The organism is Erythrobacter sp. S267 (genome assembly GCF_057365045.1).
This window is the reverse complement of the sequence record NZ_CP200298.1, coordinates 2130309-2142946: the sequence shown is the minus strand read 5'-3', so window position 1 is coordinate 2142946 and position 12638 is coordinate 2130309. Positions and strand designations below refer to the sequence as shown.

General features: G+C 60.7%; 9 protein-coding genes and 1 tRNA gene. 5 read left to right on the top strand and 5 right to left on the bottom strand.

Going from position 1 to position 12638, the window contains the following annotated elements; genetic code table 11:
- Window positions 1-10: 10 nt before the first annotated feature.
- Complete coding sequence (locus AC0V6X_RS10135) at window positions 11-2116, top strand: TonB-dependent receptor (RefSeq protein ID WP_486184428.1); 2106 nt, start codon at window positions 11-13, stop codon at window positions 2114-2116.
- Between the two features lie 37 nt (window positions 2117-2153).
- Here AC0V6X_RS10135 and AC0V6X_RS10130 read toward each other — a convergent pair.
- Together AC0V6X_RS10130 and sppA are read right to left on the bottom strand one after the other, a co-directional pair.
- Window positions 2154-2228, bottom strand: a tRNA-Val gene (locus tag AC0V6X_RS10130).
- 100 nt (window positions 2229-2328) lie between these two features.
- Window positions 2329-4221, bottom strand: a complete 1893-nt coding sequence (gene sppA / locus AC0V6X_RS10125) for a signal peptide peptidase SppA (RefSeq protein ID WP_486184427.1) — start codon at window positions 4219-4221, stop codon at window positions 2329-2331.
- Between the two features lie 367 nt (window positions 4222-4588).
- Between sppA and AC0V6X_RS10120 the strand changes: the two genes are divergently transcribed.
- Both AC0V6X_RS10120 and AC0V6X_RS10115 read left to right on the top strand, forming a co-directional pair.
- A complete protein-coding gene (locus AC0V6X_RS10120; protein ID WP_486185566.1) occupies window positions 4589-5605 on the top strand; it encodes an aspartate carbamoyltransferase catalytic subunit in 1017 nt (338 codons plus the stop codon).
- A complete protein-coding gene (locus tag AC0V6X_RS10115) occupies window positions 5602-6837 on the top strand; it encodes a dihydroorotase (RefSeq protein WP_486184426.1) in 1236 nt (411 codons plus the stop codon). The genes AC0V6X_RS10120 and AC0V6X_RS10115 overlap by 4 nt, the downstream gene beginning before the upstream one ends.
- A 72-nt stretch (window positions 6838-6909) precedes the next feature.
- Here AC0V6X_RS10115 and AC0V6X_RS10110 read toward each other — a convergent pair whose 3' ends face one another.
- The 3 genes from AC0V6X_RS10110 to AC0V6X_RS10100 form a co-directional block, all read right to left on the bottom strand.
- On the bottom strand, window positions 6910-8439 hold the full coding sequence (locus AC0V6X_RS10110) for an SPOR domain-containing protein (protein ID WP_486184425.1): 1530 nt from the start codon (window positions 8437-8439) through the stop codon (window positions 6910-6912).
- 69 nt (window positions 8440-8508) lie between these two features.
- A complete protein-coding gene (locus tag AC0V6X_RS10105) occupies window positions 8509-9114 on the bottom strand; it encodes a type II toxin-antitoxin system HicB family antitoxin (protein ID WP_486184424.1) in 606 nt (201 codons plus the stop codon).
- Window positions 9115-9141: 27 nt separating this feature from the next.
- Complete coding sequence (locus AC0V6X_RS10100) at window positions 9142-9873, bottom strand: AAA family ATPase (RefSeq protein ID WP_486184423.1); 732 nt, start codon at window positions 9871-9873, stop codon at window positions 9142-9144.
- Between the two features lie 305 nt (window positions 9874-10178).
- Here AC0V6X_RS10100 and AC0V6X_RS10095 point away from each other — a divergent pair, with 305 nt between their 5' ends.
- Entirely contained in the window at window positions 10179-11216 is a 1038-nt protein-coding gene (locus AC0V6X_RS10095; protein WP_486184422.1) for an SPOR domain-containing protein, read from the top strand.
- A 133-nt stretch (window positions 11217-11349) separates the two neighbouring features.
- The gene (locus AC0V6X_RS10090) at window positions 11350-12636 is read left to right on the top strand and encodes a DUF418 domain-containing protein (protein WP_486184421.1); all 1287 of its coding nucleotides are present in this window, start codon (window positions 11350-11352) and stop codon (window positions 12634-12636) included.
- The last annotated feature ends 2 nt before the right edge of the window (window positions 12637-12638 follow it).

Genomic DNA, 12638 nt, shown 5'->3' with positions numbered 1-12638 from the left:
CGCAGGACGTATGTTTTTCGCGCTGGCCGTGCTGGCTGGCGGGGTCTGGCCCAGTTCTGCCTTTGCCGAAGACGTCTCCGAGGCACCCTCAGCGCCCGAGGCGGATCAGAGCCGTGGCTCGATCCTGATCACAGGCACGCGCTTTGAACGCAGTGAGGTCGTCGCACCCTATGCGGTGAGCGTGGTCGATCTGGAGGAACGGGAGCGCCGCTCCCCCAGCACCGTACCAGAGGCTTTGCAGCAACTGCCCGGCGTGCTGGTGCAGAAGACCGCTTCGGGCCACGGCTCCCCCTTCATCCGCGGCTTTACCGGTAATCGCACACTGCTGGTGATCGATGGAATCCGCTACAACAATGCAACCTATCGCGACGGCGCGAACGAGTATTTCGCTCAGGTCGATGCCTTCACGCTCAACCAGATCGAACTGATCGCAGGGCCGTCCTCCTCACTCTACGGGTCAGAGGCGGTGGGCGGGGTCATCAATCTTTCTACGCGCTCCTCTGGTGTGTTCGAGAATGAGGGCGCGTTTACGGGAGGGCAGCAGACATTGCGCGTCTCCAGCGGCGACCACTCGATAACCTCGCGCACTGCCTTCGACGTGGGCAAGGGTGAGCGATGGGGGCTTCGAGGTGGCTTCACTTCGCGCGACTATGGCGATGTGCGCGCAGCTGAGTTGGGGAGGTTGCCGGAGACAGGATATTCGGAACGGGCCTTCGACGCGCGGCTAGACGTTGTTTTGACGCCGCGCTGGACGGCGACGTTCAACCACCAGAGCCTGTGGCAAGACGACGTGCCGCGCACGCACTCGACTGTCTTTTCCATACCATTTGAAGGAACCGTCGCTGGTACCGATCTGCTGCGCGAGAAGGACCATCGCCGCAACCTGACCTATGCTCGGTTGAGCGGAGAGACAGGCAGTGCGGCGCTAAGCTCGGTCGAGCTGACCCTTTCCCACCAGTCGCGCCGCGAAGACGAAGCGCGGGTGCGCAGTGATCTGCTCGAGATCGACCAGAACTTCACCTCCGACCTGTTCGCTTTTAGCGCCGTCGCCAATGCAGACACGGGCGAGCTTGCGCTGACCTATGGCGTCGATCTCAGCCGAGAACATATCGACAGCGCGCGCACTGACTTTGATCCGGTGAGCGGCAACTCGACACAGCGCATGCAAGGCCCGGTGGGGGATGATGCGCGCTACGATCAGGCGGGAATGTTCGTTCACGCAGTGATGGGGCTTAGCGATGCTGTCTTACTCGAAGGGAGCCTTCGTGCATCTTACATCGCTGCTGAAGTTGGCCGGTTCGCTGATCCCGTCACCAGTCAGGCCATTGCCTTTAGCGACGATTGGTTCGACCTCTCCGGTTCGCTCCGCGCTATGTATAGCTCGGGCGAGAGCCAAATCTGGGGCGCTTACAGTCGATCCTTCAGAGCGCCCAACATCGCTGACATAAGCCGCTTTGGTCGCAGCCGCTCCAATGAGATCGAAGTGGCGAGCCTCGTCCTCTCCCAAGAGCGCTTCGACACGTTGGAGATCGGTTATCGCTACGACACTCAGGCGCTGTCCTTGGGGGCAAACCTCTTTACAACGACCCTGAGCGATTACATCGCCACCGTCCCCACAGGAGAGGTGCGCGACGGCCTGACCGAGGTCGCAAAACGCAACGCCGCCTCAGGCCGTGTTTCAGGCGTCGAACTGCTTGCCGAAGCGCAGCTTACCTCCCGTCTTTCGCTGCTCGGCAATGCGACCTGGCTGCGTGGGCGGCTAACGACCCCGCAAGTCGGTGGGCCGGTTCGAGAACCGCTTAGCCGTATCCAACCGCTCAGTGGAAACCTCGCCCTCGCGTGGGAGGGGGAAGTGGCTTGGGCCACGCTGGAACTTGCTCTGTTTGCGCGGGCGGATCAGCTTAGCTCAGGAGACCTTGCCGATGTGGAGCGCATCCCGCCGGGTGGGACGCCGGGATATGCACTGCTCAATCTGCGCAGTGGGATCGAGCTAAGCTCCAGCCTCTCCCTCAACGCAGAACTCGGCAATATCCTCGACCAAGCCTACCGCGCCCATGGTTCGGGTTCCAATGAGCCGGGGCGTCATGTGACAGTGACCGCACAGCTGCGGTTTTGAGCAAAGGGCATGGGCCCTTGTTTGGTGTTCGGGAGAATGGTGGGCGCGGCAAGGATTGAACTTGCGACCCCACCCGTGTGAAGGGTGTGCTCTACCACTGAGCTACGCGCCCATCCGGTTTTCAGCGGCGCGGAGCCGCTCTCGGACAGAGGCGCGCGTCTAGAGCGGCTCTTGCTCTATTGCAAGCGCCTGTTTCGCGCTGCGCGGCTGGCTTACTGCGTCACCCAGCTGCCGATTTGCTCGAGCAACATTCGTGCATCAGTCCTACTTTGCGCGTTCATCTCGACCGGGCATTCAAGGCAATAGGCCTGCACGCCCTGCGTTCCCGAGAGTTGTTTCGCATCGCGCGCAATCTGGCTTAGCAGCAACTCGCGCTGCATGGCTGCCAGGGCGAAGAGATCGACCGAGCCTCTGGAAGCCTCGGCCGACGCGCTGGTCGAGACCAATTGACGGATCAGTGAGTTGTAATTGTCGACCGTCCCGCCCAGATAGCGCGCGTTCCAATCGCCCTCTTCGATCCCGGCTTCGCCCGCGACCCAAGCGAGCGCATCTTCGATCCCGCCGAACTGGTCGACAAGGCCCTTTTGTCGCGCGGCGCCACCGTCCCACACACGCCCTTGCGCCATGACGTCGATTTGCTCGACCGTCATGCCGCGTGCGGATGCGACACGCTCCAGGAACTTGGCATAGGTGTCAGAGACGGAGGCTTGCAGAAGCGCGTCCACTTCGGGAGTGAAGCCTGCGATCAAGTCGGGCTGGCCGGACAAAGGCGTGGTGCGATAGCCTTCCGCACTGACACCGATTTCGTCGGCTGCGTCTTCGAAGGTGGGGACCACGCCAAAGACGCCGATGGAGCCAGTGATCGTTTCTGGCTGGGCAAAGATGCGGTCGCTGGATGTTGCGACCCAATAGCCGCCGCTCGCAGCGACATTGGCGAAGGAGACAGCAACCGGAATTTCCTTGTCGCGATAGCGCTGGATTGCGCGGCGGATTTCTTCAGAGGCAAAGGCCGAACCGCCGGGTGAGTTGACCCGCACGACCAGACCTTTGATGTCGTCATCGCTCAAAGCGCTGTCGAGCAGACCAGCAATCCGCTCACCGCCCGCAGAGCCTGGGCCTGCTTCGCCGTCAACAATCACGCCGGCGATGGTTACGACTGCAATGTTCCCTTCCGGATCACTGCTGCCCCCAACATCGGCGAGGAAGGGGCGCAGGTCGCTTTTGGCATAGGCGCCGGGATTCTTGCTCCAATCGTCTTCGCCGACGACTTCGGCAACGCGCTCGCCAAATTCGACCGGACTGCCGAGCCGATCGACGAGCCCTGCTTCCAGCGCGGCCTCAGCGAGGTCGCCCGATGAGGCTTCGATCCAACCCACTGGATCGGTGGTGACGCGTTCGATTTCGATGGCGGGCCGCGCCTTCGAGACATTGGCCTGCCATTCTGCCCACAGAACATTGTAAAGCGCTTCGCGATTTTCGCGCGCGGGTTCGGACGGGCCATCAAGGATGTAGGGCTCAACCGCTGACTTGAACTCGCCCTCACGATAGACGCGGACATTGATGTTCAGCTTCTCGAGCAATTCAGCGTAGTAGAGGTTGCTGCCGCCGGGGCCTGCAATGATGGCGCCGCCCTGCGGATCGACCCAGACCTCGCTTGCGTGAGCGGCCAAGTGCATGTGGTCATCGCCGTAAGCGAGCGAATAGGTGAAGACCGGCTTTTCTGCCTGACGCACGCGGTCCATCGCCTCGCCAATGGCCTGCATATGAACCTGGCCACCGCCGCCAAAGCCCGACATATCGAGGACAACCGCCTTGATCCGGTCATCGGTCGCAGCCGCATCAAGCGCGCGGATCAGATCGCGGGCTTGGAATTCAGTGGGGGGCGCTTCGCCTGAAAGCAGCACGTCGATGGGGTCAACCTCGCTGCGCTCTTCAACCACGAAGCCAGTGAGGTCGATGTAAAGCGCACCCTCGCGCACCTGGCCGGGGTTGGGGCTGGCTGAAAGGATGCCAAACAGCGCAAGGAAAAAGAGCAGCATAAAGATCAGGACCAAGCCGTCCTTGATGCCAACGATGATTTTCCACGCTTTGCCGATGAAGCTCATGAGTTCGGATTTCCTGTTTTGGCCCGGTATTTGTCTCCCTCTTACCTAATGGTCATTCGCCAAAGTGCCAATTTTTTCGCACCTGTAGGCGTCGAGCGGCTGATATCGCTCGTCAAACGCGCAAATTCGGGGAAAATGGGAGGGCAGGCTGGACGGTTGGTTAAATCCAACCTAGGAGGCGGTCATGCAAGAGATTCTGTTGGAAATTGAGCAATTCTGCCGCCGCTTTGCGATGTCGGAAACGCGTTTTGGCGAGCTCGCGATGAACGACAAGCCGTTCGTTGCGCAGCTTAAAGGGGGGCGCGATTTGCGTGGAAGCACAGCGGACAAGCTGCGCAAATTTATGTCCGACTATGCGCAAAGCCATATGCCGCACGGGTCGCATTCTTCCCGCTTTCCTAAGGGGCGCTTGGCCTTTCCGCATCGCGACCTCACAGGCATCGGACAGTTGGAACGGCATGAAATCCTCTATCTGCTCGACCAGGCGGAGCAGTGGGTGGCATTGAACCGTCAACGCGACAAGCACACCGATCTGCTTGCGGGTCTGACCATCATCAACGCCTTCTTCGAAAACTCGACCCGCACGCTGCTGTCGTTTGAGATTGCAGGCAAGCGACTGGGTGCGGATGTCGTGAACATGCACGCCGCACAGTCGAGCGTGAAGAAGGGCGAGACGCTCATCGACACGGCGATCACACTCAACGCGATGCGCGCAGATGCGATTGTGATCCGGCACGGATCGTCCGGCGCAACGCAGCTGATTGCAGACAAGGTCGATTGCCCCGTGCTCAACGCCGGTGACGGCAGCCATGAACATCCCACCCAAGGCTTGCTCGATGCGCTGGCTTTGCGTGAGGCCTTGAAACGGCGAGGGGAGACGAGTGAGGATTTCACTGGTCTCACCATCACGATTTGCGGCGACATCCTTCATAGCCGGGTCGCCCGCTCAAACATCCTATGCCTGCAAGCGATGGGGGCGAACGTCCGGTTGTGCTCTCCCCCTGCGCTGATGCCAGCGGGCGTGGAAGCGATGGGAGCTGAGCCTTTCCATGACTTCGATGCCGCTCTCGAGGGAAGCGATGTGGTGATGATGCTGCGGCTCCAATCAGAGCGAATGGCGGGTCAGTTCATCCCGTCCGAACGCGAATATCACCACCTCTACGGCCTGACGCAGGAACGGCTGAAGCGCGCAGCGCCCGATGCGCTCGTCATGCATCCCGGTCCCATGAACCGCGGGGTTGAGATCGACAGTGAGGTTGCCGACATGCTCGATCGATCCATCATTACACAACAGGTGGAGATGGGCGTCGCGATCCGCATGGCGTGCCTCGACGTGTTGACCCGCACGGCTAGAGGGGTTGAGGGCTGGGAGGTGTCGGCATGAAACAGATGCGACCTCTGATCATCACCGACGGCCAGATCGTGACGCCCGGTGGCCTTGTCCAAGGCGCAGTGCGGCTGGTCGATGGCGTGATCGAGAGCTTTGGTGCGAGCATCGCGCCGCAGGACGGCGATGAGATCCTCTCGGCAAAGGGCAAGCTGATCGCGCCGGGCCTCGTCGACTTTGGTGTCTTTGCGATCGACAAGCCGGCCTTCCACTTTGGCGGCATTACTCGGGCTGCTTTGATGCCGGACCAGTCCCCGCCGCTCGATTATCCGAGCCGGGTCAATTACATTGCGAAGAGCGGAAAGCCCGACCTTTGGGTTCACCCACTGGCTGCAGCAACGCGCGGCCTTCAGGGGACCGAACTCGCCGAACTGGCGCTGATGCGGGAAGCCGGAGGGCGAGGTGTAGCTACCGGGCGGACTTGGATAGCGGATAGCGGCGTGATGCTGCGGCTGTGCCAATATGCGGCGATGCTGGACCTCGTTGTGGTCACTCATGCCGAGGATAGCGGGCTGGTCGGAGAAGCCGCTGCGACAGCGGGCGAGATCGCCACCCGGCTCGGCCTACCCAGCGCCCCTGCAGAGGCCGAGACGCTCGCCATTGCGCGCGACATCGGCTTGGCTGAGATGAGTGGCGCACGGCTGCATATCCGCCAGGTCACCACATCCGCTGGATTTGAACTTGTGCGCGCTGCCAAGGCGCGCGGTGTGGCAGTGACGTGCGGGATCACGCCTCCGCACTTTATGCTCTCTGACCTTGCCACGGCAGACTTTCGCACTTTCGCGCGTCTCTCACCGCCATTGCGCAGTGAAGCGGACCGGCAGGCGGCGCTTGCTGCGATTGCGGATGGGACGGTGGATGTAATCTCCAGCGGCCACGACCCGCGCGGGGCGGAGGACAAGCGATTACCCTTCGCCGATGCTGCACCCGGAATGGCGGGGGCGGAGACTTTGCTCGCCATGACGCTGGGATTGGTGCGCGACGAAGTGATCGACCTGCCGCGTATGTTTGAATTGCTCGCCACCAATCCGGCCAGCCTCCTTGGCGTCGAGGCGGGCTTAATCGAAACCGGGCGAGAGGCCGATGTCGCTATCATCGACCCGGAAGCCCCGTGGATCATCGACCGCCGCAAGATGGCTGCGACTGCCGACAACACTCCATTTGACCGCATGGGTACGCAGGGCAGGGTGCGTGCGCTCATCAAGGGCGGCGTGCGGATCGGAAATTGAGCCCCAAACAAAACGACCCCGGCCAATCCCAAGGGACTGACCGGGGCTAGTTTCGCTGAAGTTCTGGAAGGTTTAGCGTGAGCGAGCCGCGATGCGCGTGCCACGATCAACCGCGCCTGCGGGCGGGCTGGATGCGGCGTAAGCGAAGCAGCCGGTACCGCTTGATTTGAGCGCATTACACAGGCTGCGCGCGCTGTTGGCACCAAAGCCTGCCGCGGCGACGCGGAAGAAAGTGCGGCCGTTCACGCGAGCTTCGGTGATGACCACATCGCGGCCACGAAGGCTCGGGAAGCGGCGTTGGAAGTCGCCCCACTTGCTTTCAGCCACGGCACGGCTTTCAAAGCTGCCGAGCTGGACAAGGTGAGTGGCAGCAGAGCCGGTGGCGATTGCCATGCGGGCCTGCGAGCTGCCGCCATTGCGCGGCGTTGCAACCGGGGTCGGCGCACGCTCTTGACGCTGTGCAGCGGGCGGAACGTTCTGGACGACGGCGTTCGAAACGAAGCGCGGCGTTGCAGACGGCGTCGCGGCCGGAGCAGCGCGGCTGATCGAACGCGACGGAGCAGCGGCCACAACCGGCATTGCAACCGGAGCAGGCGGTGCGCTGGTTACCGGAGCAACTACCGGCTCGCTTGCAGGCTCATCGGCGTCAACTGCGTAAGTGTCGATATCGGCAATACCGAACGCCATCTGGTTCTCGCCAACAGCCGGTTGGACGACCGGGACAGAGACGTTTGCAGGCTCGTTATCAGCAGCTGCCACAGCAACGACCGGAGCTTCCTCAACTTCGGTTTCCACTGGTTCAGCGTCTGCAAACTGCGCAGCTTCTGCGACCAGTTCAGGCTGATCTGGGAAGTTTGAGAGCGCGAGATATTGCGGCTGACCGCTATCCGATGCGACTGGAATGCCGAGCAGGGCAGCAACGCGTTGCTGGTAATCTTCCGGGCGGGCCATAGCGGCCCAATCCGACAGACGTGCGTCGAGCTGGTCGGCGGGCACGTCTTCAGCGGCCATCACACGGGCAGCGCGCCAATTGCCTGAAAGCGCATAGGCATAGGCCAGGTTCTGGCGCGTCTTGGCGCTCGATTGACCTTCGCGAACAGCGTTGACGAGGAATTGCACGCCGCGATCAGGCTGACCGGCCAATGCTAGTGCCAGGCCGAGATCGGCGGCAGGAATACGACTTTCATTGCGATACAGCTGATCAAGAGCGGCGCCGTTATCGCCAACGGCAACCTTGGCCAGCGCAAAGCTCAGCACGGTGCGTGCATCGGTATCGCCCAGATCAAGCGCTTCACCAAAGGCGGTGGCGGCGGATTCGTAGCGACCCGCTTCGAGGTATGCAGCACCCAGAGTGGCGCGGTAGCTCGCATTGCGTGGATCAGCGAGGACTGCCTCTTCGCCATGCTTGATTGCGCGATCAGCCTTGCCATCTTCAAGTGCGGCTTGAGCTTTGGCAAAGGAAGTCTCTGCCGCAGGGGCAGAACCCGCGCAGCCGGCGAGCGCCATGCTGGCAATAGCGGTGCCAACGAGCAGGCCAAACTGGCGGCTACGGGCTGGTTTGGATGCGTCAGCCTTGATCGGGCTTTGATCACTGTGGGCCATTATCGTTTCCTTCAATTTAACCATGTTCGTATGCGTCTTGGTTGAGTGGATATTCGTTGGTTCAAAAAATCAGTTGTGCTTGCACTTGCCGTTGAAACGCTCTGCAATCGCGTCGAGATCTTCGATTTCAGCAAGCATTGCGTCCAAGGCATCGGTCACCAGCGCCTGCGCGCTTACGCCTTGCATGGTTGCAGCCAGGCGCAGTTTGAGGTGACGTTCTGTATCGAGGCGCAGTGTGAATGCGGCGCGGCGAGCGCTTCTCGTTGCCTTCTTCGCCGCCTTCTTGGCGGCCTTTGGCTTTGCTGCCTTCTTGGCCGCTTTCTTGCGCGGCTTTTCAGCAAGCGGTGTCTTCAGTTCTTCAACAATGCGGTCGGCGAGGCGCTGTTGCTGCTCGCGCACCACTGGACTGTCGGTTCCAAACTCTGCGCCAGCCTGCTCGACGTCGTTGTCGTGAGCCAGAGCAGAAGGTGTTGCGGCGGGCTTGATCGAAACAACGGTTGCGGCATTGTCCGCATCTTCCGCGCCCATATCGTTCCAGCCGAGATCTTCGAGCTGGTCTGCATCGGGAGGGACAACGCCGGGAAGCGGCGCAACTTGAGGACGCATTGCAGGCTTCGCGCCGCCCTTTCGAGCGAGCAAAGTCGGTCCAAGCGAGGCAAAGCTGGCTTCGGACATTGGCTGCGTCTCCCCTACCTAAAGCTCTTACTGAGCGACCCGGCGACCAAAGCCGCCTGAGGGACGATGCACGCCATTGGCCTGCGCGTGACCGGTACCCGGACCCTGGCCCGGAGCGGAAAAGACAGTGCGACGGAAATTCTTCTCGAGCCGGTCGGAAATGTACTTCCAAAGCGCGGTCATTTCGGCAGCGCTGCGGCCTTCCGGGTCGACTTCCATCACAGTGCGGCCGTCAATCATCGAGGCTGCGAAATCGGTGCGATGGTGGAGAGTGATCGGTGCAACCGTGCCGTGCTGCGAGAGAGCAACTGCGGCTTCGGAGGTGATCTTCGCTTTTGGCGTTGCAGCGTTCACGACGAACACCAACGGTTTGCCAGCGCGCTCACACAGATCGACCGTCGCGCCAACAGCGCGCAAATCGTGCGGAGAGGGCCGGGTGGGAACAACAATCAGTTCAGCAACGCTGATGACCGATTGGATCGCCATTGTAATAGCTGGCGGTGTATCAATGACAGCAAGCTTGAAGCCCTGCTGACGAAGAACCGCCAAATCATTGGCAAGTCGCGATACAGTGGTTTGTGCGAAGGCCGGATATTCCGCCTCACGCTCATTCCACCAATCGGCAAGCGAGCCTTGTGGGTCGATATCAATCAAGACGACCGGGCCAGCGCCTGCGCGCTGAGCCTGAACGGCCAGATGTCCGGATAGGGTCGTTTTCCCCGATCCGCCTTTCTGCGATGCCAAAGCGAGTACACGCAACGCTCGGTCCCCCTGGTTTGTGACCAAATAAAGCCGCCCAAATGCGGCGTTGGAAACCGTGTTCGCAGACTACCCCTAATTTTGGGTTAATGGTTCACAGCCTAACGCAGCAGCTAGCCGCAGGGCCTCCCCTTAGTAGCCGCGCCCGCGCCAGATATTTTTTGGCAGTCTTTATTTGAGCGCTCAGGCATTCAAAGGTTGCTGTTGTCCGGATAAGATCAGGAGTTGCGCGTCCCTTTGGCAACGAAATGCTAACCATTGCATGCCACCAATATCTGCGATTTTTATGCAGGAGTGCTCTTCCAATGGCTGTTTGCCTTAAGAACCGTTTCAACGCCTCTTTGAACGCCGCCGGCGCAGCGATTGCTGCTGCGACCCTGGCTGTATTTGCCACGCCAGCTTTGGCTGACGTCAAGACTGGGGTGGATGCGTGGAGTGCGGGTAACTATGCGCTCGCCGTTAGTGAGTGGCGCGGGCCTGCAGCCAATGGCGATGCGGACGCTCTGTTCAATCTTGCACAGGCCTATCGCCTGGGCCGCGGGGTAGAAGCTGATATCTCGCGTGCTCGCGAGCTTTATGCAGAAGCGGCCAGCAAAGGTCACATCAAAGCCGCTGACAATTATGGCCTGCTGCTGTTCCAACAAGGTGAGCAGTCGACAGCGATGCCGTTGATTCGCGATGCGGCAGAGCGTGGCGATCCTCGCGCACAATATGTTTTGGGGCTTGCTCACTTTAACGCCGATTACGCTCAAAAGGATTGGGTACGGGCCTATGCTTTGCTGACGCTCGCCAATGGTGCAGGCTTGCCGCAGGCAGGGCCAGCGCTGCAGCAGATGGACCAATATATTCCGCTCGCTCAGCGCCAGCAGGCTCAGTCTGTTGCGCGTCAATTGGAAGGACAAGCAGCGCAGCGCCGTGCATCGGCTTTGGCAGCGGCTGACCTTGGCACCCGCCAACAATCCGCAAGCAATCGCGCTCCGACTGCGCAAGTTGCGCAAAGCCAGCCCACGCGCCAGCCAACCCGGCCTACGCCCGTCCCGACGCCGGTTAGTGTTCAGCGCGATCCTGTCTCGACGCCTGCTCCCGTGGCGGCTAGCCCGACCCGTGCAAGCGGTTCTTGGCGGATCCAGCTGGGTGCCTTTGGCGTCTCTGGCAATGCCGACCGTCTTTGGAACCAGCTTGCAACCAATCCGGCACTCCAAGGGACACGCAAGCTGCTTGTGCCTGGTGGCAGCGTCACTCGTCTGCAAGCCGTTGGCTTTGCGAGCCGCTCAGATGCGCAAGCCGCTTGTGATGCTCTCAAGCGTCAGGGCCAGGGCTGCATCGTCGCAGGCAATCGCTGAGCCCAATACCACACACTCTCTTGGCCAATCAGGCTTTTCGACAAACGGGGTAGGGGAGGCGTCGCATGGCGCTTCCCATAGCCAATGGCGCTGCTAGTGTTCCTGATCTCAATGGGGATCAAGGGGACACAGTTTGGCGACGTCACAAGAACCGGTCGATATCGAAGCGCTCGCGGTTGAAACAGGCGGCCCGGTCGCCAAGGCAAACCGCATAGATAGCCTCGATTTTATTCGCGGGTTCGCCGTAATGGGCATCCTTGCTGCGAACATCATCGTGTTTGGTCAGCCCTTCAACGCCTACATCTATCCCGGCGCGTTCTTGGTGGAATTGGGTGATTTAGACGGATGGCTCTGGATCGCGCAATATGTCCTTGTCGATGGCAAGATGCGAGGCCTGTTCACACTCCTCTTCGGTGCGGGCATGTATCTATTCATGGAGCGAGCATGGGCGAGGGGAGCCTCGCGCTGGCTGCAAGTGTGGCGATTGTTTCTGCTGGCATGTTTTGGCCTGATCCACTTCTTCTTCATCTGGATCGGCGACATTCTGTTCTTCTACGGATTCATCGGCCTCGCTGCGGTTGCTTGCATGCGGTGGACTGCCAAAGCGCAATTCTGGGTGGGAGCGATCGGCTATCTATTTGGAGCCTTGCTGCTGCTTGTCACTATGACCTTTCCTTATCTGGTTGCAGACACACCTTTTGGCGAGGCTGAGGAACTGGCCGAGTTGCGCTTGGAGTTCCAAGCCGGAATTGACGAATTGCTGGCCGACGATGCGGAGACGACCGCGCTCAAGCAATCGGGCGACTATTCCGGGTTGGTCGAGAAGCGTTTAACCGAAGAGTGGTATCTACCACTGGGAAATGCGGCCTTTTTCGTGTTCGAGACGCTGCCTTTGATGCTGTTGGGAATGGCTCTCTACCGGCTCGGGTTCTTCAGCGGCGCGTTCGACCGAGGCAAGATGATCCGGTGGGGCTGGATGGGCCTCATAACCGGCGGTCTGGCGCATTTGTGGCTTGGCATGATTGTGCAGGCGGAGGGCTTTGCCTTTTACGCTAGCAATGCCGCCTTTATCGGCTGGAGCCCGATCCCGCGCATTGCAATGGTTATGGGATTGGCCGCGCTTGCGGTGGCCTATTCGCCCGCTTGGACCGGCTGGTTGGCGCAGCGTGTGCGCGCGGCGGGGCGCGCCGCTTTCACCAATTATCTGGGCACATCCATCGTCATGCTGTTCATCATGCATGGATGGGCTTTGGGCTTGTTCGGGCAGCTCAACCGGCCGGAGCTCTATGCGCTGACAGCCGCCATGTGGATTGTCATGCTGTTGTGGTCCAAGCCTTGGCTCGACCGTTTCAAATACGGCCCGCTAGAGTGGCTGTGGCGGTGCCTGACCTATCGCAAGCTGTTCGCCTTGCGACGCTAGCA

Bases quoted from the DNA above. Each gene is read 5' to 3' on its own strand.
- AC0V6X_RS10135 (WP_486184428.1), top strand. From the start codon at position 11: ATGTTTTTCGCGCTGGCCGTGCTGGCTGGCGGGGTCTGGCCCAGTTCT.
- AC0V6X_RS10105 (WP_486184424.1), bottom strand. From the start codon at position 9,114: ATGTCCGAAGCCAGCTTTGCCTCGCTTGGACCGACTTTGCTCGCTCGA.
- AC0V6X_RS10115 (WP_486184426.1), top strand. From the start codon at position 5,602: ATGAAACAGATGCGACCTCTGATCATCACCGACGGCCAGATCGTGACG.
- sppA (WP_486184427.1), bottom strand. From the start codon at position 4,221: ATGAGCTTCATCGGCAAAGCGTGGAAAATCATCGTTGGCATCAAGGAC.
- AC0V6X_RS10110 (WP_486184425.1), bottom strand. From the start codon at position 8,439: ATGGCCCACAGTGATCAAAGCCCGATCAAGGCTGACGCATCCAAACCA.
- AC0V6X_RS10095 (WP_486184422.1), top strand. From the start codon at position 10,179: ATGGCTGTTTGCCTTAAGAACCGTTTCAACGCCTCTTTGAACGCCGCC.
- AC0V6X_RS10120 (WP_486185566.1), top strand. From the start codon at position 4,589: ATGCCGCACGGGTCGCATTCTTCCCGCTTTCCTAAGGGGCGCTTGGCC.